This window comes from Nocardioides sp. NPDC000445 (assembly GCF_040300245.1).
GTDB lineage: Bacteria > Actinomycetota > Actinomycetes > Propionibacteriales > Nocardioidaceae > Nocardioides.
Genome location: NZ_JBEPDH010000010.1, coordinates 38,656 through 60,228, shown reverse-complemented (window position 1 = coordinate 60,228; position 21,573 = coordinate 38,656). Strand labels below are relative to the sequence as shown.

Genomic DNA, 21,573 nt, shown 5'->3' with positions numbered 1-21,573 from the left:
CGCCGGGCCGGTCTAGGCTGGCGGACATGACGCGTGCACTGATCGTGGTCGACGTACAGAACGACTTCTGCGAGGGCGGGTCCCTGCCGGTCGACGGCGGGGCCCGGGTGGCCTACGACATCGGTCAGCTGCTGCGGGAGCGGGCGGCGAGCAAGGACCCGGAGCAGACGTACGGGCTGGTCGTGGCCACCAAGGACCACCACATCGACCCGGGCGACCACTTCGGCAACCCGCCGGACTACGCGGACTCCTGGCCGGCGCACTGCGTGGTCGGCACCGACGGTGAGGCCTTCCACCACAACCTCGACCCGGTCACCTTCGACGAGATCTTCCGCAAGGGCGAGTACGCCGCGGCCTACTCCGGCTTCGAGGGCGCGTCCACCGGCGGCGCCAATCTGACCGACTGGCTCCGGGCCCACGGCGTCGAGGAGGTCGACGTGTGCGGGCTGGCGACCGACTACTGCGTACGTGCCACCGCTCTCGATGCGCGAGCCGCCGGTTTCCACACCACGCTGCTCGCCGATCTGACCGCCGGCGTGGCTGCGGCGAGCACTTCGGCTGCCATCGAGGAGATGCGATCGGCCGGGATAACGGTCTCGTGACAGAATTGAGAATTTTGGGCAGATAGAAATCACCCGAAGGTCTATTCTCTCTCGAATGGCTCGGATCTCGGCGACAGCCCCCCTTCGCGAACCCCACTTCCGCTGGTTCTTCGCGTCACGATCGATCAACCTGGTCGGCAACTTCATGGCGCCCGTCGCCCTGGCCTTCGCGGTCCTGGAGATCAGTGACGCGCCGATCGCGATCGGCGCCGTCCTCGCGGCCCGCACCATCCCGATGATCGTCTTCATGCTCATCGGCGGCGTGCTCGCCGACCGGATGGGCCGTGCCCGGATCCTGTTCGCCTCCAACCTGGTCTCGGGGCTGAGCCAGGCGGCCGTCGCCGTCCTCGTCATCGCAGGTGTCGCCGAGCTGTGGCACCTGATCGCACTCTCCGCGCTCAACGGCATCGTCTCCGCCGCCGGCCTGCCCGCCCAGCAGGGGATCATCCCGCTCGTGGTGCCTCGCACCATGCTGCAGGAGGCCAACGTGCTGATGTCGCTGACCCGCGCGATCGTCGCGGTCGCCGGTCCCGGCACCGCCGGCCTGCTCGTCCTCAGCGTCGGCGCGGGCTGGGCGCTCGCGCTCGACGCCGCCACCTGGATCATCGCGGCTCTGCTGCTACTGCCGGTCAAGATCAGCGGCGCGGTCGGCAAGGCCTCGGTCATCGGCGATCTGCGCACCGGGTGGGACTACTTCCGCTCGACGAGCTGGCTGTGGCTCTGCGTCGGCGCCGCGACCATGCTCAATGCGCTCTATGAGGGCGGACTCCTCACGCTCGGCCCGCAGCGGGCCGAGGGCTCGGGCCTGGGGGCGGGTGGCTGGGGTCTGATCCTCACCTTCCAGGGGATCGGCGTGCTCGTCGCGACCCTCGTGCTGATGAAGGTGCGGCTCGAGCGGCCGCTGTTCTACGGCATGATCGGCATGGCCCTGTTCGGGCTGCCGATCGCCGCCCTCGGCTTCTCCACCGACCTCGCCGTGCTGTTGCCCGCAGCCGCCCTCTCCGGCGCCGGGATCCAGGTCTTCAGTCTCGGCTGGCAGCTCTCGATGCAGGAGAACGTCCCCAGCGACCTGCTCTCCCGTGCCTCCTCCTACGACCAGCTCGGCACCTACATCGCCATCCCCGTCGGGCAGCTGGCGATGGGGCCGCTGGCCGCTGCGTACGGGATCGAGAACATGCTCGCGATCGCCGGCATCGCCTACGTGGTGATCTCGCTGGCGACGCTGCTGAGTCCGGCCGTACGCCGCCTGAACCGGGTCTCCTTCCCTGCCCCCGAGCGCAACGGCGCCCCGGCCCACTAGGGACTCGCGCGACCTACGACGCAGGCGTCGCACTCTCCAGCAGCGACCGCAGCAGGTCGACCAGGCTGGTGACCGATAGGTCGGGGTCGAACGCACGCTGGACACCGAGCCCGATGCCGAGCGAGAGCAGCTGGACAGCGGCGTCCTCGGCCGGTGAGGCCAGGGTGAGACCGAGGTCGGCGGCCTGCTGCTCGATGAGGCCGGCGATGGCCGCGGTGAGCTCGCGGCGCCGGCCGGCGAGCTGCTGGCTCACCTCGGGGACGCGGCGGGTGCTGGTCGCGAACTCGACCTCGAGCGCGGTCCAGCCGACGTCGCCGATGTTGGCCTCGGCCCACGCCGCGAAGGCGTCGATCCTGCCCTCGACGGTGTCGACGCCGCTGACGGCGTCCGCCAACGACTGCGCTCGCTCCCGGTGGATCACGTCGAGCACGGCCAGGCCGAGCTCGTGCTTGGTCGAGAAGTTCGAGTAGACCGCGCCCTTCGAGAAGCCCGCCGTGGTGGCGACCTTGTCGAGCGAGGTCGCGTTGTAGCCGTCGGAGAGGAACATCCCGTGGGCGGTCGCGATGAGTCGCTCACGCGTCTGCGCGTGCGACTCCTTGCGCGTGATCCGGCCCACGGGTCAGATCTTACCTGCTCGACCTACCGTCGGTATTCAAATACCATTAGTATCCCAATATGAGTCGACGACGCGCACGCACGAGCACCCACCACGAGGTCGTCGTCATCGGCGCCGGCATCTCCGGCATCGCGGCCGCGATCAAGCTGCGCGAGGCGGGCGTCGAGGACGTCGTCGTCCTCGAGAAGGCCGACACCTACGGCGGCACCTGGCGGGCCAACACCTATCCGGGGTGCGCGTGCGACGTACCGTCCAACCTCTACTCGTTCTCGTTCGCGCCCAACAGCGACTGGTCCCGGGTCTACGGCAACCAGCCGGAGATCCTCGCGTACATCGACGGGGTGGCCCGGGATCGCGGCCTCGAGGACATCACCCGGTTCGGGATCGAGGTCCGCGGCGCGACCTGGAACGCCGAGTCCGCCGGGTGGCGCCTGGAGACCAGCGACGGCGAGATCACCAACCGCTTCCTGGTCGCCGCCGCCGGGCCGTGGAACGAGCCGAAGATCCCGGACCTGCCCGGTCTGGCCGACTTCCCCGGCGAGGTCTGGCACTCGGCCCGGTGGAACCACGACGTGGCCCTCGACGGCAAGCGGGTGGCCGTGATCGGCACCGGTGCGTCGGCGGTCCAGTTCGTACCCGAGGTCCAGAAGCAGGTCGCCGACCTGCACCTCTTCCAGCGCACCGCGCACTGGGTGCTGCCCAAGGTCGACCATCCGGTGCCGGACGCGGAGAAGTGGGTCAAGCACCACGTGCCCTTCTTCGAGAAGGCGCTCGGCGCGGTCGAGTACGCCGCCATGGAGGCCGTCGGTATCGCCTTCCGCCGCCCGCAGCCGCTGATGCAGGGCCTGCAGCAGATCGGCCGGGCCTACCTGCGCGCCGTCGTCCAGGACAAGGAGCTCCGGGCGAAGGTGACGCCCGGCTACCTGCTCGGCTGCAAGCGGATCCTCTTCTCCAACAACTATCTCCAGTCGCTGACGAAGCCGAACGTCGAGGTGCACGCCACCGGCGTCGAACGGGTCGAGGGCGCACGCGTGATCGGCACCGACGGCAGCACGGCGGAGGTCGACGCGATCATCCTCGGCACCGGCTTCCACATCCTCGACATGCCGGTCGCCGAGCTGATCCATGGTGCCGACGGCCGCACGCTCGCCGAGCACTGGGCAGGCTCCCCCAAGGCCTACCAGGGCACCTCGGTCACCGGCTTCCCCAACGCGTTCGTGGTGCTCGGCCCTAGCCTCGGCACCGGTCACGGCTCGGCCTTCGCCGTCGCCGAGTCGCAGGTGGCGATGATCACCGAAGCCATCACGACCGCCCGCGCACAGGGCTGGTCGAAGCTCGACGTGAGGCCAGAGGCCCAGGCCGCGTACGTCGCCGACGTGCAGGCCGCGCTCGCCGGCACCGCCTACAGCGGCGCGTCCTGCCACAGCTACTTCATCGACGCCAACGGTCGCAACAGCTTCTCCTGGCCGTGGTCCACCGGCGAGCTGGTCCGCCGGATCAGCCGCTTCGACCCGGCCGACTTCGAGTTCACTCGGCGATCGGTGGTCGAGCCTGCCGAGACCGAGGTTCCCGCCTGACCGCATCGAGGCGCGGCAGGGCTCACGCCCACTTGTCGGCGAGCGTGCGGATCACGTTGACGTTGCGGTTGGTGCTGATGGCGATGTGGCGCTCGACGACGGCGTTGGTGATCTTCGTCTGATGGAAGCCTTCGGTGAGCAGGTGCACGGCGCGGCCGATGACGTAGACCCGCTCGTCCTCCCCCGCTCGAGCGACCAGCGCGTCCCGGGAGCCGGAGTCGGTGAGCTCCTTGCACAGGAACACGAACTGCTTGCCCTCGTGACCCATCCCGACCGCCGCGGCGTCGTTGGCGATCACCTTCAGCTCAGCGGGCGTCACGCAGATCGTCGGCACCTCGAAGAATCGGTCGGCCGCGAAGGCCTCCTCCAGGATCGCCTCCATCTCGGCCCGGTCGCCGACCGGGTGGTCGAAGCGTACGTTGCCCGTGTTGATGTAGGTCTCGACGTCGGTTCCGCCCGCCCTCACCACGGCGGCTGAGATCGCCTGTTTCGGGAATTTCCGGGTCGCACCGAGGTTGATGGCGCGCAGGAACGCGATCCAGGTGTGCCGTTCCGTAGTCATTCTCAGATAGTCTCCACCCGTTCACCGCGCCGCAACCCCCAACTCTGGATTCCGATCGATGCCTTCACAGCAGCTGCTTCCCTCGGAAGCCCCGACCGCCTCGGGCTCCGCTTCGGCGAAGACCCTGGACCTCTCCAGCGACCTCGTCGTCTATGCGGCACGGCTCATGCGCCTGGTCCGCCGAGCGCTCGACCTTCCGGCCAGCGTCCGGGTCCTCACGATCCTCGACGCCATCGGACCGCTGGGCATCACCGACCTGGCCCGCGCCGACGGCTGCTCGCAGCCGACCATGTCGGCCCAGATCGCCCAGCTGGTGGAGACCGGCCTGGTCAGCAAGGAGCCCAACCCCGCGGACGCGCGGGCGAGCCTGGTGACGCTGACTGATGCCGGTCGCGCCGACCTCGCCGACGTACGCGAGCGCATCTCCCACCTCATCGCCGAGCGGCTGGAGTCGCGTCACCGCACCCAGGCCGATCTTGAGGGCGCCGTCGCCGTCCTGCGTGACCTGGTCGAGGGCGACTCCCCCGCCTAGGCCAAGGCGGCGGCCGCTGCGGCGACCACATCGGGATCGGTCACCCAGTGACCGCCGTCGTCGGCGACTCCCAGCGCCACCCCGCGGGTCGTGACGACCCGTCGCTTGGCGGAGAGGTGCACGCCCTCGACGCCGAGCCCCGCGAGCGCCCTGATGGCGTCCACGGTCACCCCACCTCCGGCCAGTACGTCCGGTCCGCCGACCGCGACCATCTCGGCGATCTTCGCGGCCCCGGCCGCAGCGGCCGGCGCACCACCTGAGGTCAGCACCCGGTCGACCACGCCGTCCAGTGCCCGGATCGCGGCGACCGGGTCCGCGCTGAGGTCGATCGCCCGGTGGAACGTCACCGTCGCCTCGTACGCAGCGGCAGCACCCGCCAGCTCCCGGACCAGCTCCACGTCGGGCTCCCCGTGCGGGGTGAGCGCGCCGATCACGATCCCGTCGGCCCCGGCCGTCAGGACCATCTCGACCTCGCGTACCAGGAGCTGCCGCTCCTCGGCGGAGTAGCCGAAGCCTCCCGGCCGCGGCCGGACGAGCACATGGACGCCCTGCCAGCCGTCATCGGCGTCGACACCTCCGACCTCGTCGAGGACTCCCTCGACCAGGCCCTGCGACGGGGTGACGCCACCGACCTCGAGGGCGGAGCAGAGCTCGAGCCGGGTGGCTCCGCCGGCACGCGCGGCGCGCGCGCCGTCAACCGAGGTCACCGCGATCTCGAGCGCGGTCGACGGGCGGTCTGTCTTGACTCTTGTCATGGCTCGAGTCTGCCGGACGGGGTAGTCCAGGGAGTTTCCGTCCGTTACTGGCGAGTAGACCGACGGAAACTCCCTGGACTATGTCTCCAGGCGGGCCGCAAACCTCAGGCCGAGCCGCGCGCGGCCCAGTCGCGCAACGTGTCGATGCGGGCCTTGAGCTGGTCGGCGTTGGCGACCGCGGCCGGCGGGCCGCCGCACTCCTTGCGGAGCCTGTTGTGGGTGACTCCGTGAGGCGTCTTGGTCCGGTGGTGCCAGGCGGCGACCAGGCCGTTGAGCTCGCGGCGGAGCACGGCGAGCTGCTCGTGGGCGGCGACCGCGGCGACGGGCTCGTCGGCAGCGACCGGCGCAGAGGCCGACTTCTGCTTGCGGGCCCGGTCGCTCTGCCGCTGCTGGAGCAGCGTCTTCATCTGGTCGGCGTCGAGCAGCCCGGGGATGCCGAGGAAGTCCATTTCCTCCTCGGAACCGACGTGCACCTCGCCCGAGTGGCCGAACTCGCCGCCGTCGAAGAGCACCCGGTCGAAGCGCGCCTCGGAGCCCATGGCCTCCCAGGCTCCCAGCTCCTCCTCGGAGGCGCCTTCCTCGGCGTTGGCCGCGGCCATCAGCGCGTCCTCGGCGGCGAAGATGTCGTCCTCGCTGGTGACCTTCTTGCCGAGCACGTGGTCGCGCTGCAGCTCCAGCTCGGAGGCGAAGCCGAGCAGGTTCGGGACGGACGGCAGGAAGACGGAGGCGGTCTCACCCCGCGTACGAGCACGTACGAAGCGCCCCACCGCCTGCGCGAAGAAGAGCGGCGTCGAGGTGGTGGTCGCGTAGACCCCGACCGCGAGCCGGGGCACGTCGACGCCCTCGGAGACCATCCGGACCGCGACCATCCAGCGGTCGTCGGACTCGGAGAACTTGGCGATCTTCTTCGAGCCGGCCTTCTCGTCGGAGAGCACCACGGTCGCGCTCTGCCCGGTGATGGTCTTCAGCGTCTTGGCGTAGGAGCGCGCCGAATCCTGGTCGGTCGCGATGACCAGCCCGCCCGCGTCCGGGACGTGGCGCCGCACCTCGGTCAGGCGCTTGTCGGCGGCAGCGAGCACGGACGGGATCCACGATCCGGCCGGGTCGAGCGCGGTCCGCAGCGCCTGCGAGGTCAGATCCTTGGTGAGCGGCTCGCCGAGGTGGGCGGCGATCTCGTCGCCGGCCCGGGTGCGCCACTGCATCTGTCCCGAGTAGGCCATGAACAGCACCGGGCGGACGACGTGGTCGCGCAGCGCCTCGGCGTAGCCGTAGGTGTAGTCGGCCGCCGAGCGCGGGATGCCGTCCTCGCCGGGCGCGTAGGTGACGAACGGGATCGGGTTGGTGTCCGAGCGGAACGGCGTTCCGGTCAGCGCCAGCCGTCGCGCGGCCGGCTCGAAGGCCTCCCGGACCCCCTCGCCCCACGAGAGCGCGTCGCCGGCGTGGTGCACCTCGTCGAGGATCACCAGCGTCTTGAACCGCTCGGTGCGGATCCGCATCGCGAGCGGGTTGACCGCCACCCCGGCGTACGTCACCGCGATCCCGACGTAGTCGGCCGAGGTCTTGCCCTGGCCCGCGGAGTAGGTCGGGTCGATCGGGATCCCGGCCCGGGCGGCGGCCTCGGCCCACTGGACCTTGAGGTGCTCGGTGGGGGCGACGATGGTGACCCGGTCGACCAGCCTGCGGCCGAGGAGCTCGGCGGCGACGGTCAGCGCGAAGGTCGTCTTTCCGGCCCCGGGCGTCGCGACGGCGAGGTAGTCACGGGGCTGTTCGGACAGGTACTTGGACAGCGCCTCCTGCTGCCAAGCACGCAGCTTGGGCGCAGTGCCCCACGCGGCCTTGTTGGGCCACGCGGGTGTGAGGGCGCCGGGAAGCTCGGCGCTACTCACTCGTCGTCGCCCTCGCCACCGCTAGGCGGCATCCCCTCGAAGATCTCTTTGCAGTCGGGGCAGACCGGGAACTTGGACCCGTCGCGGCTCGGCACCCACACCTTGCCGCACAGCGCGACCACGGGCGTGCCCATGACCATCGCCTCGGTCAGCTTGTCCTTCTCCACGTAGTGGGAGTAGCGGTCGTGGTCACCCTCCTCGGTGGGGACGTCCTGCTCGCGGATGTCCTCCCGTTCCTTGACGGCTTCTTTCGTGCCGAATCCCAGGATGCCCATGCCCCCAACCTTACTAGCCCGCTAATTCAGTTCGGGGTCGGGCGGTCGCGTGGCGTGGAAGGCCAGCTCACCGGGCTGGCGCCGGAGCACCGCTGCCCACATCGAGCTCACGTCGTCGAGGAAGGAGTCGTACGGCTCGCCGTCGACCACATACCAGGACCCTTCGTCCACCTCACCCTGGAGCTGAGCCGCGCCCCAGCCGGCGTATCCGGCGAAGATGCGCAACCGCGACAAGGTGCCGTCGACCAGTTCGACGGGCGTGTCGAGGTCGAGCAGCCCGAGGCGTCCGACGACGGGCCGGAAGCCCAGCGGCGGGTCGTCGGAGTCGACCAGGAGCGCGACCGCGATCGCGGAGTCCTTGCTCACCGGGCCGCCCTGGAAGAGGACGTCGGGATCGGCGACGGAGGTCGCCCACGGATGCAGCACCTCGGCGACCGGCACGGGTGATGGCCGGTTCAGCACCACGCCGAGCGCACCGTCGTCGTTGACCTCGATCAAGAGCACCACGGTGTCGACGAAGTTGGGGTCGCGAAGCTCCGGGGTGGCCACCAGCAGCCGCCCGGCGCGTACGTCCTTCTGCTCCGTCATGACGCCATGATCGCACCACCTCGGTCACGCCACCCGCAACAGGAAACCAACAATGCCCGCTTCTCGGGACGAGACAGGCAAAGGCCCCGGGGCCGGCACTTAGGGAGGTGCGGAGGGAGTCCGCGGAGGGAGCGCACCGGCGCCCGGGGCCTGGTCAGACGGCCCGTACGCAGCTTCAGGCTGCCGAGCGGACCGCTCGGAGCATGTCGACGAGGCCGGCGAAGGGCCCGCGCTCGACGACTTCGGCAGCCGGTGCGTACTCGGCACGGGCACGCGCCTCGATCATCGAGCCGAGACGGACGCACTCGGCGTCGGCGAAGGCGCCGCGGCCGGCCATGACGGCGAGGGTCAGGTGCTCCTTGGCCTGCGACTTGGCCAGCGCGGTGGCCATCGCCTCGTCGACAGGAAGCGCGTGATAGCGGTCGAGGACCGTGCGGATGCCGGGCAGGTCGTCGGCAGCGCCATGCCAGGCCCGGACGACGGCGTCCTCGAGGTCCATCGGCTGGTTGGCGAGCTCGCTCTCGATGCGGCCGGACAGGCGGGTGTGCCAGCGCAGCTGCAGGGCGGCGAGCAGGTCGAGCTCGTCGGTGAAGGTGTCGGTGACGCCGGGAAGATCCATGGGCAGCAGACCGTCTCGACGCTCGTCGATGACGGCGACCACGCCGCGGAGGATCTCCCCGCGCTTGTGATGGCTGGTCCAGCTCATTTGTCGGCTCCTTGCGGAAGGTGGGCACTCACATACCGTGAGTACGTACCTATAGTACGGGACATACTGACGGTATGGCCAACACCTGGGACGGTGATTCCGAACACGGCCGTTAGAGTGGACGGGTGGCAAAGTCGTCCGTGAGCAAGCTCGTCCCCAAGGTTCCTCCGCTTCCGTCGGTGCCGGGGATGTCACGGAGGCAGCAGTTCTCCGCCTCGACCAAGAAGACGCTCGTCGAGGTCGCCGAGAGACTCTTCACCGAGCACGGCTACGCGAGCACCTCGCTGGACGCCATCGTGGCCGGAGCCGAGGTCACCAAGGGTGCGCTCTACCACCACTTCAGCGGCAAGCAGGCGCTCTACGAGGTCGTCTTCGAGAAGGTCGAGGCCGCCACCGCGCAGAGCATCGATGCCGCCATGCGCGAGACGAAGGACCCCTGGGAGCAGGCCCGGGCCGGGCTGCGTACGTTCCTGGAGGCCGTCCAGCAGCCCACCTACCGCCGCATCGTCGTGCAGGAGGGTCCGGCCGTCCTCGGCTACCAGCGCTACCGCGAGCAGGAGGAGCGCTCCACCTTCACCGTCGTCGAGGACATCGTCGCCGCCGTCCTGCGGGCCGGTGACCGGACCGTCGACGACGAGATGGTGGCGACCTTCGCCCGGCTCTTCTTCGGGGCGATGTCGGCGGCCGGCGAGTCCGTCACCGAGGCCAGCGACCCCGAGGACGCGGCCGAGCGCATCGAGCTGGCCGTGACCTACCTGCTGACCGGGGTCCAGACCCTGGCCAAGCAGGGCGTCAAGGTCGAGGACATGCGCTGAGAGCCCGATCTCTGGGCACTACCTGACGATCACGCCACCGGGCTCGACCTGACCGTTGCCCTTCGGGATCAGATCCAGCCAGACCTTGCCCGGCGGGATCTCGATCGCGGCGCCGCTGGCGTCGGTGAACGTCACCGCGCCCTTCTCGCCCTTCTTCACCCAGGTCGCCTCGACGATCTGGCCGGCGCGCATGATCCACGCCTTGCCTCGGCCGGTGAAGTGGGAGACCGGCACGATCGCGCCGCCCGGGTCCTTGTAGGGGGCGATGGTGGTCTTGGTCTGCGCGACCACGACCGTGTCGGCGAGGAACTGGCCGCTCTTGGACATGTAGTTGTTCTGCAGGCGGTACTTGCCGCCTTTGAAGACCCAGTTGTCCGTGCGCGCCTGGGAGAACTTCACGTCGACGGCCTTGGCGGGCTTGCCACCGGTCAGCTTGGTGGTCGCGTCGCCCCAGGGCATGAAGTCGCCGGGCCGCTTCGCCTTGCCGTCCTTGGCGGCCGCGTTGCCGGCCTTCGCGACCTTGCCGACGACGCTGTGCAGGAAGTCGTGGGGCTTGCTGGTGTCACGTACGACGTAGGGGGTGGACATGTCGATCCACGAGATGTCGTGCTTCTTCAGCTGCGCGAAGGTGTACGGCGCCGCGCCGCTGGTCATGATCTTGGCATTGATCGGCGCGGCGATTCCCGCGTCGGTCGCCCGCATCGAACGGACCGGACCGGCCTCCTTGGGAAGCTGGGAGTAGTACGCGACGGCCAGCCGGGTCACGCCACCCTCGACCAGCTCCTGGACGACCATGTCGGCCTTGGCGAGACCGTACTGCGGGTCGCTGGCCGCGGTGTTGTCGATCTTGACGATGTAGGCGGGGTGCTTGCGTGCGGCGGTCTGCCCCTCGGGGAGCTCGACGCCCGTCAGCGGCTCGTGGTCGGGCTCAGCGGGCGCCGACGGCGACGGCTTCGCATCCGTGGGCTCCTCCGAGGACCCACAGCCGGTCAGGACCAGACCCGCGGCGGTCAGCGTCGCCGCTGCTCGCAGGAGGAACCCCGGGCGGGACGTACGCATCATCGATCTCCATCTGAATCGGCTCAGTACCAAGACGAGTGTCAGACGGTAATCGTTGCGGTCGACGGGCCCGCGCCCGGGGTTCCTTCTTCGGAGGACTCAGGCGACGGTGGCGCCACCGTCGACGTAGAGGGTCTGGCCGGTGATGTAGGACGCCTCGTCGCTGGCCAGGAAGGCCGCGGCGGCGGCGATGTCGGCGGGCTCGCCGACGCGCTTGACCGGGTTGGCGTCGGCCGAGAGCTTGCGGAACTCGTCCACGTCGAGGCCGAGGCGGGCCGCAGTCTGGTCGGTCATCTCGGTGGCGATGAACCCCGGCGCGATGGCGTTCACGTTGACGCCGAACGGGCCGAGCTCGAGCGCCAGGGTGCGGGTGAAGCCCTGCACGCCCATCTTGGCGGCCGAGTAGTTCGCCTGGCCGCGGTTGCCCAGGGCCGAGGTGGAGGAGACGTTGATGATCTTGCCGTACTTCTGCTTCACGAAGACCGCCTGCGCGGCCTTCGACATCAGGAAGTGGCCCTTGAGGTGGACGTTCATGACCAGGTCCCAGTCGTCCTCGGTCATCTTGAAGAGCAGGTTGTCGCGGGTGATGCCGGCGTTGTTCATCAGGATATGCAGGCCACCGAGCTCCTCGACGACGCGCGCGACCGCGGCCTCGGTGTCCGCAGGCACGGCGACGTTGGCGCCGATGCCGACCGACTTGGCGCCCGCGGCCAGCGGAAGCTTGGCGGCAGCCTCAGCGGCGGCGGCCTCGTCGAGGTCGATGATCGCGACCGAGGCACCCTCCTCGGCGAAACGCGTGGCGACTCCGAAACCGATCCCGCGCGCTGCACCGGTGATGACTGCGACGCGTCCGTCGAAACGACCCATGACTCAAACTCCTTTGGTTGTGACCAGGCCCACGAACACGTGCGGCCCCCGCCGACAATAGCGAGGGCCGTACGTCATGTCGCGAGGTGTCTACTGATTGGTAGCCACTACTGGTTCGCCAGCCAAGCGTCGCGCGCGGCCACGCCCAGGTCGGGGTGGTCGGTGAAGAACGCGTCCACACCGGCGTCGAGGTAGGGACCGACCTCGCAGCCGAGATCACCGATCGCGATCGGGTCGGTGCCGGCGCGGCACTCGGTGGGCAGGTACTTGTTCTCGGCGCGCATGGTCCAGATGACGGTCGGCAGCCCGACGCGCTGGGCACGGTCGGCGAGGTCGGTGGCCTCGCCCAGGGTGCCGTCCGCGTTGCGCGGGATGAAGTAGAACTTGTACGGCGCCACCTGGTCGGCGTACCGCTTGATGCCGCGCAGACCCTTGTCGGTGACCAGGTAGTCGTTGGTCACGCCGGTGCCGGCCACCACCTGATCGTAGGGCGCACCACCGAAGTCGACCAGCTGCACCAGCTTGGTGTCGACCATGCGGTTGAGGTCCTTGAGGTTGCTGACCTCGAAGGACTGGATGACCGCCGCGGCGCGCTTGCCGCCGAGGCCGTGGCGCTTGAGGCTCTTCGCGAGCGGCTCCTCCAGCGAGAGACCGATGGAGTCGAAGTACGTCGGGTGCTTGGTCTCCGGCGCGACGCCGATAGTGCGGCCGGTCTCGGCCTCCTTGGCGTCGACCAGGTCGAGCACCTCGTCGAGGGTCGGCACCTCGTAGAGGCCGTTGTACGCCGTGTTAGCCGGACGGTCGCCCGGGATGCGCTCCTTGGCGCGCAGCGTCTTGAGCTCGGCGAGGGTGAAGTCCTCGGTGAACCAGCCGGTCAGCGCGTTGCCGTCGATGGTCTTGGTCTTCTTCCGAGTCGCGAACTCGGGGTGGTCGGCGACGTCGGTCGTGCCGGAGATCTCGTTCTCGTGGCGGGCGACGAGCACGCCGTCCTTGGTCGAGACCACGTCGGGCTCGATGAAGTCGGCACCCTGCTGGATGGCCAGGTCGTACGCCGCCAGGGTGTGCTCGGGCCGGTAGCCGGAGGCACCGCGGTGACCGAAGACGATCGGGTCGGCCTGCTTGTGCTTGGCCGCCTGGGCGGCGGTCGTGGTGGGGGCCGTCGCGGAGGCGGGGTGCGAGACCAGAACGGTCCCGGCGGCGAGCGCCGCGGCGGCGGCAAGCGCGAGAGTACGCATGCGAGTGGGGTTCAGCGTGATCATGCCCAGATCACACCGGCCCCGGGAGTCGCTGGGGCCGGTGTGCGGTGAACGTGGCGTGACGATCTGCCGAAGCGACTCAGGCGGCATCGCCCAAGTCTAGGGACGGCGTACGCCGCCCGGCGATCACTTCACGGAGCACGTCGGGGTTGTTGGTGATGATGCCGTCGACACCGCGGTCCAGGACGGCGCTCATGGTCGCGGCGTCGTCGACCGTCCAGGAGTGGATGTGCATACCGAGCGCGTGCACCCGGGCGACGTAGCCCGCGTCGAAGGAGCCGAAGTGCGGGTTGATCTGGTCGGCCCAGGTGTAGCTGTCCAGGTCGGCGTAGGCAGGGGTGCCGAGCAGGCCGACCGGCACCTCGGGCTGGATGCCCTTGTACGTCTTCATCGAGCCGAAGTCGAAGCTCTGCACGGCGAGCCGGCCGGCGGCGACGGCGGAGTCGATGTAGCCCGGGAACGAGTCGAACTCGGCCGCGACCTTCTTCTCGATCCCCGGGTAGAGCGCCGGCGACTTGAGCTCCATCAGGATCCCGGACCGTGTCGGCCGCACCTGCTCGACCATCTCCTTCAGCGTCGGCACCGGCTCGCCGGCGTACTCCTCGCTGAACCAGGAGCCGGCGTCCAGCGTCTTGATCTCGGCGAGGGTGAAGTCCTTGACGTTCCACGGCGAGCGGCCGGGGAAGCGCTGCTCGACGTCGGTGGTGCGTGACAGGGTGGTGTCGTGCATCAGCACGAGCTCGCCGTCCTTGGTGGCCTGCACGTCCGACTCGATCCAGTCGGCCCGCTGCTCGATACCGACGGCGAAGGCCGCGAGGGTGTTCTCCGGGGCGTACGCACTCGCTCCCCGATGGGCCGTGACCGTGATGTCATCGGCCCGGTTGGCCTCCACGGCGTTGACCGCCACCGGAACGATCATCGTGCCTGCTGCCAGCGCGACGCCGGCCAGTGTTGAGGTGAAGGTCTTGGACGCGACGGACGACAGCGACATTGCGCACTCCCGGGATCAGTGGACAACAACTGATCTCGAGTGAATCGGTCGCCGCCGACCTCGCCCCGACGACTCGATGGCCGAAGCCGTACGCCTCGGTGAACTCGGTTCGGCACCCGCTGCTCGGCAACGACCTCACCGCCCGCTATGACGGAGGGTCCGACCTTGTGAATGCTTCACAAGGTCGGACCCTCCGTCATAGCGATGCTCTCAGCGTCGGCCCACCAGTCACTGCATGTAGCGCGCGATCGGATGCGTCCAGTCTGCAGTGCAGTAGTAGGTCTGTAGGGCGTACCCGCGGCCGATGTCCAGATCCGCGGCCAACTGGCTGAGTCGCCGGTCGGCGTAGGAGGTCTTGCCCGCGTCCTCGATCGGCCGCCAGGTCTCGGTCCCGTCCCACTCGTCGTCGAGCTGGATCAAGGCATCGAGGGCAGCTCCGCACTCGCATCGGAAGTAGTCAGGGCCGGCAGGACCCCAGAACGACGCTGAACCCGCCCAGCCGCCGACCTTGATGCCTTGTGCCACCGCGAGCATGTTGTAGGTATAGGCGGGATCCTCACCAAGAGCCTCGCAGCGCTGGACGGCCTCGACGAGTTCTGCGGGCAACCAGTCGGTTGTCGGATACTCGGTGATCTGTTCCGGGTTGACGACGCACCGCGCCGGGACGATCTCCGTCCATACGCGTTCCGGGGGCGGCGCGGGCGGGTCTGCCAGCACCGCCTTGACGTCCGAGGATGCCCGCCAGAACACCTGGAGATGCCCGTCCGCCGTATGGTCGTCCGCCTCGATCCCGAGCGTCGGACACCACATCATCTGAAGCAGGTCGACGCCGGGCGGGTGCGGGAGGGACGGAGCATCGCGCAGATACACCTGAACACCCGCGATGAGCGGGAGCGGGTCCGGGCCGTCCTGGTCGAATGCATGGTCGCCGGGGCACAGCGGCCAGGGCTCATCGGCAGGCCACAGCATCGGCCCGCCGACCGAGCTCTCGAGCACAGACGGGCTGCCGGGGCGCGGATGCAGCCTGGCCGCATCTCGAGCCAGCCCAACGATCCGGGGATCGATGTCCGCGAACGCCACCGGACGCGGGTTGGTGGTCAGCCTAGGCACGTCGATCTCCTCCGATGGTCGAGCACGGTTCGAGGCGCGCGGATCGTCCCACACCCTCACCGCCCACACCAGTCAGCCCAGCACAGCACGCAGCCGGTCGGCGTACTCCTTCTGCTCACCGGCGGCGTACTTGTGGCGGGGCCAGAAGAAGCCCTTGAGGCCGTCACCGCGGGTGCGGGGGACGACGTGCAGGTGGAGGTGTGGGACGGACTGGCTGACCACGTTGTTGACCGCGACGAAGCTGCCCTGGGCGCCCAGTCCCTCCACGACCGCTGCGGCCAGGCGCTGGGCGTTGGCGACGAAGCGTTCGTGCAGGTCAGGAGGGAGATCGAGGAGTGTGGCGAGATGCTGTCTGGGCACCATCAGGATGTGACCCTTCTGCACCGGCCGATGGTCGAGGAAGGCCAGGAAGCCCTCGTCCTCGAAGACCACCTCGGCCGCCAGGTCACCCGCGACGACGTCGCAGAAGACACAGCTCACGATTCGTCTCCCCACGACAGCGTCGCGACCACGAGGTCGACGGTCGGCAGCGCCAGGTCGGCGAGGTCGGGGTGCGGGAAGGAGTAGATCAGCCGCGACTCGTAGAGCCGGTCTGGTGAGGCCACCCACCGCTCCCCCACCGTCGTCGTCTCGGCCTGCAGCGGGTGCCGCACCATGCCGAACGGGGCGGGTCGGCTCACCGCGACCGCCAGCCCGGCCGGGCGCCGCCCGACCCGCTGCAGCCAGTAGGCCAGGAACGCCGCCCCCTGCTCGACGGCCGCGTCCTTGGCGGCAGCCATCCACTGTGCCCAGTCGGGCTGCTCGACCCTGGACCGCTGCACCTTCGGGAGGACCTTGGCGGCCAGGTCGGCGAGCTGGTAGTCGCGTACGTCCTCGTCGGACATGTCCACGACGTACCACTCCTGTGCCTTCGGCAGCCGCAGGTCGACGTGCGGCTTGGGACCGATCGCCTTGAGCACGTCCTTGATGCCCGCCCGGAACCGGTTCGGGCCGGCCGGGTCGAAGGTGACGTACGCGATCTCCTCGATGTTGGCGGTGAGGAACTCCCGCAGCCCGTCGGCGTTGCGCAGTTGCGCGCGCCGGCGGGTGTCCTCGGCGAGGAAGGTCTCCAGCGCCTCCTGGGAGGAGAAGAGCATCGCCTCGTACGGTGGCCGGTTGCCGCGATCCCCGGGAAAGACCCTGATCCGGGCCTCGTCGAGCTGGGGAACGACAACCTGCCCCGTACGCAGCGCGGCACCGACCGCGTCGGCGTCGGCGGCGGCGAGCGCCGCCTCCAGCGCGCGGTTACGGTAGCCGTCGATCATCATCCGAGGCTAACGCCTCGGAACCGGTCGAAACGGTCTAGACGGCACCGAGACGCTGTGGCGTGTCGTCGTCGCAGGTCGCGAAGAAGTTACCGACCTCATCGACCATGTGGCTGAACGACTCCGCCGCGAAGAGCACCGGCTGATAGTGGGTGATGTCGTAGTCGACCGTCGCCATCTGGGCGAAGTCGAGCGGACGTACCTCCACCTCGTGCATCTCCTCGATCTCGCCGTAGGAGGAGAGCAGCCCGGCCCCGTAGGCCTTGATGTCACCGTCCTCGTACAGCACGCCGAACTCGATGGTGAACCAGAAGACGTCGGCGACGACCTGGAGCGCCTCCCTGGTCTGGACACGACGCGCGGCGGCGCCGGCCAGGCGCTTGACCTCGGCGACCTGAGGATCGGCGAGGAGGTTCCCGTGGCCGATCACCTCGTGGATGATGTCGGGCTCCGGGGTGTAGAGCGGCACGGCGTGGTGACGCAGATACTGCGTCGAGTGGAACTGCCCGTCGGCCAGGCTCCCGTAGAACTCCTCCAGCGGGACGATCCCCGCGGCCGGCACGTACTCGAAACCGGTCAGCGGCTTCAGGCCGGCGCTGACCTCGTCGAGCTGTGGCACCCGGTCCTGGGGGAGGTTGAGGGCCTCCACGGCCGCGATGTAGTTGCGGCAGGCGTACTTCGCGTGCAGCGGCGCGATCTCACGGCACACCGTGCGCCAGATCTCGTTCTCCGTGTCTGTGTAGTCGATCCGGGGCACCGGCTGCCCCGGCTTCCAACCGAGCGCCGCGCCAGCGATCTCGCTGCGTCGTGCCCGGTAGTCCTGGTCTGCGAACCCGGGGTGGTTGTCCCCCAGATGCACCTCGACCTGCCCATCCTCACCCACGGTGACGGGCGAGTAGAGCTGTCCTTCCTCGAACATCCTTACCTCCATGTGACGTACGCCTCACAACCCTATCGCGCACGCAAGAGAAGTCATCTCGCCAGGGAGGTGAACAACAGGAAGTCTTCCGCCCACCGAAACATCAACCATACGGAACCAAGGGGGTGCGGGTGGCGAAGCCCCCGCCGCGACGCGAAGCGTCGCCTGAAAATGACAAACCGACGTGGCCCTCCGAATGGAGGGCACACGTCGGCCAAAGGTTTGTGGAGCTGCGGGGAATCGAACCCCGGTCCTCGAGCGCCGTGCCAGGTCTTCTCCGGGTGCAGTCTGTGGGTGGCGTTCTCTCATCCCCGGGGCTCGACGCAGACACGTCCCCGACAGGCTCAGCCGACTAGATGTCCCTCATGCCCCGTCGGCATGTGCATGAGGTGGAGTCTCCTAGATGACGCCTGGATCCGAGCCGGAGACGGATACTCGGTCAGACGCTTCGATCACCGCGTCAGGCGGCGAGAGCGAAGGAACTGCGCTTAGCGTTGGCAGTTATTGGTTTCCAGCGATCGTTTACGAGATGACGCTGGCTCCTCGACCCGCTTCCCCTGGGAGCAACGTCCCAAGTCGAAACCGATCAGCCCCTTTTGATTTGTCAATGCCCGTTGTGCAGGCAGTAAGAGAACACTACAGCCCCCCGCCAGCATTCCCCACTCGGTTATTCGCCGGCGGAAACCCGTCAGCCCTTCATCCCCTTGAGCTTCCGGCCGACCTCGACCTCGGCCTCCCGCTTGGCCGTACGCTCGGCGATCGTGTTGCGCTTGTCCCACGACTTCTTGCCCTTGGCGACGCCGATCTCGACCTTGGCGCGACCGTTGAGGAAGTAGAGGGCGAGGGGGACGACGGTGAGGCCCTTCTCGGAGACCTTGCGCTCGATCTTGTCGATCTCGGCACGGTGCAGGAGGAGCTTGCGCTTGCGGCGCGCGGAGTGGTTGGTCCAGGTGCCGTTGAGGTATTCGGGGATGTGGATCCCGTGGATCCAGGCCTCGCCACGGTCGATGTCGACGAAGCCGTCGACCAGGGAGGCGCGACCCTCACGCAGCGACTTCACCTCGGTGCCCTGCAGGACCATGCCGGCCTCGTAGGTGTCCTCGATGTGGTAGTCGTGTCGCGCCTTCTTGTTCTGCGCGATCATCTTGCGCCCCTGCTCCTTCGCCATTCCTCCATTCTCTCAGGCGCAGGGTCATGACCGCGAAACGTTTAGGGACCGAGTCACAGACCCAGCAGCGGCATCGGGTCGATGATCTCGCCGTCCCGGAGGATCATGAAGTGCAGATGGCATCCGGTGGACCAGCCGGTCGTCCCGGCGAGCCCGATGACATCGCCGCGCGCGACCGTGTCGTCGACATCGCTCCGGTACGCCTCGAGGTGGTTGTAGACGGCCGTGTAGGAGTGCCCGTTGATGTTGCCGAGGAACAGGTGCAGACGGTTTCCGTACGCGTCGTTCCACTCCTGCGCGATGACCGTGCCCGACTCGGCAGCGCGCAGGGGCGTGCCGCAGGGGGCGTGCAGGTCGACGCCATCGTGCAGCTTGTACTCCCCCGTGGTCGGGTGGGTGCGCATCCCGTAGGGCGAGGTGACGTAGGAGTCCGCGACGGGCATCGCCAACATGCCCACGAGCGTGTCGACGGTCCGGTTCTGCGCGCCCTCGGCGAGCCCGGCGATCTTCTCCTTGAGCGCCGCATCCTGCTTCTCGAGCTCGGCGAGGACCTTGCGATCCTCCTCGGCCAGCTCGGCGGCCTTCGTCCTGGCCGCCGCGGTCCGCGTCACCAGGGCCGCGATCTCGTCGCGGGCCTCGGCCGCGCGGACTCGGAGCCGCTTGACCTCGGCGACCTTCCTGGCGGCGGTCCTCTCGGTGGCCCCCACCGCCGCGGTGGCCCGGCGCTGGCCGCGTTCGCGACGGGCGACCAGTCGCTCCCCGGCCTGCAGCCGCTCCAGCGTGCTGGCCTTCGAGGAGGTCACCGCGTCGGTGTAGTTGCGCCGTCGCATCAGCTCCTCCAGGGTCGCGCCCTCGAGCAGCGCCGAGAACTCCTGGAGCCGCGGGTCGCCGACGGCGGTGAACTCCTCCAGGATCGTGTCGCGCAGGTCCTCCTGGGACTCGGTCGCCCGTTTCCGCGCGGTGCGCAGGTCCGTACGCGCGGCCTCGAGCACGGCTCGCTGCCGCTCCAGTGACGCCTCGGCACGGCGGTGCTCACGGGCGGCCGCCCGCAGGCGTACGTCGGTCTTCTCGAGCCGGGACCGGGCGCCGGCCAGCTTCTTCTGGGCGGCGGCCAGGGCCCTGGTGGCCCGCTGCAGGGCGTCGCTGGAGTGCTCGACGGCGTGCTGGGCCGCCTCCTTCTCCTTCTCGATCTGCTCCTGCTGGTCCTCGAGCGAGTCGTCGGCTCGGGCGAGCGGGGTGATCAGCGTCCCGGCGAGCACGCAGCCGATGAGCAGCGCGAGCAGGGGACGGCTCAGACGGATGGCGCCGAGTCGCGCGGGGTGCACAGCATTGCCTCCGGTGGCAGTGGGGGATGACCGGACGAGCAGGAGACGATACCCCCCAGGGCTCAGCCGCGAGGGTTCAGCCCAGCAGTGGTGCCGGGTCGACCGGGGTGCCGTCGCGCAGGATCGTGAAGTGCAGGTGGCAGCCCGTGGACCAGCCGGTGGTCCCTGCGTACGCCACGGTCTCACCGCGCCCGACGGACCCTGAGGTCCTCGCGTAGCTCGAGATGTGGTTGTAGACGGCGGTGTAGGAGTGCCCGTTGACCTTGCCGAGATACAGGTGCAGGCGGTTGCCCCACACGCTGGAGTACGAGGTCGAGATGATCTGTCCCGAGTCGACGGCGAGCAGCGGGCGGCCACAGGGGGCGGAGAAGTCGGTGCCGTTGTGCAGCGAGACGTAGCCGTAGATCGGGTGCTTGCGGATGCCGTAGGGCGAGGTGACGTAGGTGTCGGTCACCGGCGGTCCGAAGAGCCCGCCGACCGACCCCACGTTGCGGTCGGAGCCGGAGCCCGCCGAGGCGAGCGACCGGATCTTCGAACGCAGCGCCGACTCCTCGGCCTCGAGCTTGCGCAGCTCGGCGGCGTCCGCCGCCCGGGCCGCCTCGGCCGACTGCTTCGCGGTGGCCGCCTGGTCGGCGAGCGTGGACATCTCGGCGTGGGCGGCGGCGGCCTGGTCCCGGAGCGAGTCGACCTCGGCGACCAGCTGCCGGGCCTCCTTCTCCTTGGCGGCGATCGCGTCGGTCGCCTCCTGCACCTCGCCCTCGCGGACGACGAGCATCGTCTCGGTCGCCTCCATCCGCTGGAGGGTGGCGTCCTGCCCCGCGGAAGCCGCGTCGACGTACGTCTGCTGGCGCATCAGGTCCTCGAGGGAGCCTCCGGAGAGCAGGGCCGCCGCCTGGGCGAGCTGCGGGTCTCCCCCGGTGAACCGGGTCAGGATCGCGTCGCGCATCTCCTCGCGCTGAACCTTCACCTCGGCCTGGCCCTCGGCGAGCTCCCGCTTCGCCTCGGCGAGCAGCAGCTTCTGCTCGGCGAGCTCGGCCTCGAGCTTGGTGTGCGCGGCCTGCACCTCGACGAGCTTGGCGTTGAGCTCATCGAGGCGGGTCCGGGCCTGGTCGAGCTTCTTCCGGGCCGCGGCGTACGTCGCCGACGCCTTGCGCAGGCCGGCGCTGGAGTGCTCGAGATCCTCGGCGGCGGCCTTCTGGTCCTGCTGGACCTTGCGCTGCTCCTGCTCGAGGCGGTCCTTCTCGTCGGCAGAGGAGGGAAGGGTGGGCGAGAGCAGCACGGCGGCCACCACGGCGCAACTGAGCACAGCGGCGAGCGAACCGGCACGGGGGAAGGCGTGCACGGCTCGACGGTAGGGGAT

At 69.2% G+C, this 21,573-nt stretch carries 23 protein-coding genes and 1 other RNA gene; 5 read left to right on the top strand and 19 right to left on the bottom strand.

Annotated features, from left to right (window positions below; genetic code table 11):
• The first annotated feature begins 26 nt into the window (after positions 1-26).
• Together ABT304_RS15010 and ABT304_RS15005 are read left to right on the top strand one after the other, a co-directional pair.
• Positions 27-602 carry an isochorismatase family protein gene (locus ABT304_RS15010; RefSeq protein WP_350716212.1) on the top strand — a complete coding sequence of 192 codons (576 nt, stop codon included), beginning with the start codon at positions 27-29 and terminating at the stop codon, positions 600-602.
• Between the two features lie 55 nt (positions 603-657).
• Complete coding sequence (locus ABT304_RS15005; protein ID WP_160024708.1) at positions 658-1,902, top strand: MFS transporter; 1,245 nt, start codon at positions 658-660, stop codon at positions 1,900-1,902.
• 13 nt (positions 1,903-1,915) lie between these two features.
• On the opposite strand, the gene ABT304_RS15000 is transcribed toward ABT304_RS15005, so the two are convergent.
• The gene (locus ABT304_RS15000) at positions 1,916-2,518 is read right to left on the bottom strand and encodes a TetR/AcrR family transcriptional regulator (protein WP_350716210.1); all 603 of its coding nucleotides are present in this window, start codon (positions 2,516-2,518) and stop codon (positions 1,916-1,918) included.
• A 59-nt stretch (positions 2,519-2,577) separates the two neighbouring features.
• Here ABT304_RS15000 and ABT304_RS14995 point away from each other — a divergent pair, with 59 nt between their 5' ends.
• Positions 2,578-4,095: a flavin-containing monooxygenase gene (locus tag ABT304_RS14995; protein WP_350716208.1), complete on the top strand. Its 1,518-nt coding sequence runs from the start codon at positions 2,578-2,580 to the stop codon at positions 4,093-4,095.
• Between the two features lie 22 nt (positions 4,096-4,117).
• Here the strand turns inward: ABT304_RS14995 and ABT304_RS14990 are convergent, their stop codons facing one another.
• On the bottom strand, positions 4,118-4,657 hold the full coding sequence (locus tag ABT304_RS14990) for a DUF1697 domain-containing protein (RefSeq protein ID WP_350716206.1): 540 nt from the start codon (positions 4,655-4,657) through the stop codon (positions 4,118-4,120).
• A 58-nt stretch (positions 4,658-4,715) separates the two neighbouring features.
• On the opposite strand from ABT304_RS14990, the gene ABT304_RS14985 reads away from it, so the two are divergent.
• Positions 4,716-5,189 carry a MarR family winged helix-turn-helix transcriptional regulator gene (locus tag ABT304_RS14985; RefSeq protein ID WP_160024712.1) on the top strand — a complete coding sequence of 158 codons (474 nt, stop codon included), beginning with the start codon at positions 4,716-4,718 and terminating at the stop codon, positions 5,187-5,189.
• Here the strand turns inward: ABT304_RS14985 and ABT304_RS14980 are convergent.
• The 5 genes from ABT304_RS14980 to ABT304_RS14960 form a co-directional block, all read right to left on the bottom strand.
• Positions 5,186-5,944, bottom strand: a complete 759-nt coding sequence (locus ABT304_RS14980; protein WP_350716204.1) for a copper homeostasis protein CutC — start codon at positions 5,942-5,944, stop codon at positions 5,186-5,188. The genes ABT304_RS14985 and ABT304_RS14980 overlap by 4 nt on opposite strands.
• 104 nt (positions 5,945-6,048) lie before the next feature.
• Positions 6,049-7,830, bottom strand: coding sequence for a DEAD/DEAH box helicase (locus ABT304_RS14975; protein ID WP_160024714.1), 1,782 nt, complete (start codon positions 7,828-7,830; stop codon positions 6,049-6,051).
• Complete coding sequence (locus ABT304_RS14970) at positions 7,827-8,105, bottom strand: DUF3039 domain-containing protein (RefSeq protein ID WP_160024715.1); 279 nt, start codon at positions 8,103-8,105, stop codon at positions 7,827-7,829. The genes ABT304_RS14975 and ABT304_RS14970 overlap by 4 nt, the downstream gene beginning before the upstream one ends.
• A gap of 21 nt (positions 8,106-8,126) precedes the next feature.
• Entirely contained in the window at positions 8,127-8,693 is a 567-nt protein-coding gene (locus ABT304_RS14965; RefSeq protein WP_160024716.1) for a YqgE/AlgH family protein, read from the bottom strand.
• Between the two features lie 175 nt (positions 8,694-8,868).
• Positions 8,869-9,399 (bottom strand): hypothetical protein, encoded by a 531-nt coding sequence (locus ABT304_RS14960; RefSeq protein WP_350716201.1) that lies wholly within the window; start codon positions 9,397-9,399, stop codon positions 8,869-8,871.
• 125 nt (positions 9,400-9,524) lie between these two features.
• On the opposite strand from ABT304_RS14960, the gene ABT304_RS14955 reads away from it, so the two are divergent.
• Positions 9,525-10,214 carry a TetR/AcrR family transcriptional regulator gene (locus ABT304_RS14955; RefSeq protein ID WP_350664140.1) on the top strand — a complete coding sequence of 230 codons (690 nt, stop codon included), beginning with the start codon at positions 9,525-9,527 and terminating at the stop codon, positions 10,212-10,214.
• Between the two features lie 18 nt (positions 10,215-10,232).
• Here ABT304_RS14955 and ABT304_RS14950 read toward each other — a convergent pair whose 3' ends face one another.
• From ABT304_RS14950 to ABT304_RS14895, 12 genes are all read right to left on the bottom strand, one after another.
• Positions 10,233-11,273 (bottom strand): DUF3048 domain-containing protein, encoded by a 1,041-nt coding sequence (locus ABT304_RS14950; RefSeq protein ID WP_350716200.1) that lies wholly within the window; start codon positions 11,271-11,273, stop codon positions 10,233-10,235.
• 99 nt (positions 11,274-11,372) lie between these two features.
• On the bottom strand, positions 11,373-12,140 hold the full coding sequence (locus tag ABT304_RS14945) for an SDR family NAD(P)-dependent oxidoreductase (RefSeq protein ID WP_350716198.1): 768 nt from the start codon (positions 12,138-12,140) through the stop codon (positions 11,373-11,375).
• Positions 12,141-12,247: 107 nt separating this feature from the next.
• Positions 12,248-13,399, bottom strand: coding sequence for a glycerophosphodiester phosphodiesterase (locus ABT304_RS14940; protein WP_350716196.1), 1,152 nt, complete (start codon positions 13,397-13,399; stop codon positions 12,248-12,250).
• A gap of 76 nt (positions 13,400-13,475) precedes the next feature.
• Positions 13,476-14,387: a glycerophosphodiester phosphodiesterase gene (locus tag ABT304_RS14935; protein ID WP_350716195.1), complete on the bottom strand. Its 912-nt coding sequence runs from the start codon at positions 14,385-14,387 to the stop codon at positions 13,476-13,478.
• Between the two features lie 228 nt (positions 14,388-14,615).
• A complete protein-coding gene (locus ABT304_RS14930; RefSeq protein WP_350716194.1) occupies positions 14,616-15,551 on the bottom strand; it encodes a YwqG family protein in 936 nt (311 codons plus the stop codon).
• A gap of 18 nt (positions 15,552-15,569) precedes the next feature.
• The gene (locus ABT304_RS14925; RefSeq protein WP_350716192.1) at positions 15,570-15,977 is read right to left on the bottom strand and encodes an HIT family protein; all 408 of its coding nucleotides are present in this window, start codon (positions 15,975-15,977) and stop codon (positions 15,570-15,572) included.
• Positions 15,974-16,801, bottom strand: a complete 828-nt coding sequence (locus ABT304_RS14920; protein ID WP_350716191.1) for a hypothetical protein — start codon at positions 16,799-16,801, stop codon at positions 15,974-15,976. Before ABT304_RS14920 ends, ABT304_RS14925 begins: the two co-directional genes overlap by 4 nt.
• A gap of 37 nt (positions 16,802-16,838) precedes the next feature.
• Positions 16,839-17,720, bottom strand: a complete 882-nt coding sequence (locus ABT304_RS14915) for a phenylalanine 4-monooxygenase (RefSeq protein ID WP_350716189.1) — start codon at positions 17,718-17,720, stop codon at positions 16,839-16,841.
• A 222-nt stretch (positions 17,721-17,942) separates the two neighbouring features.
• Positions 17,943-18,314, bottom strand: a transfer-messenger RNA (tmRNA) gene (gene ssrA / locus ABT304_RS14910).
• A gap of 94 nt (positions 18,315-18,408) precedes the next feature.
• Positions 18,409-18,888 (bottom strand): SsrA-binding protein SmpB, encoded by a 480-nt coding sequence (gene smpB, locus ABT304_RS14905; RefSeq protein WP_350716188.1) that lies wholly within the window; start codon positions 18,886-18,888, stop codon positions 18,409-18,411.
• 53 nt (positions 18,889-18,941) lie between these two features.
• Positions 18,942-20,213, bottom strand: a complete 1,272-nt coding sequence (locus ABT304_RS14900) for a peptidoglycan DD-metalloendopeptidase family protein (RefSeq protein ID WP_350716186.1) — start codon at positions 20,211-20,213, stop codon at positions 18,942-18,944.
• Positions 20,214-20,289: 76 nt separating this feature from the next.
• Entirely contained in the window at positions 20,290-21,555 is a 1,266-nt protein-coding gene (locus tag ABT304_RS14895; protein ID WP_350716184.1) for a murein hydrolase activator EnvC family protein, read from the bottom strand.
• Between the last annotated feature and the right edge of the window lie 18 nt (positions 21,556-21,573).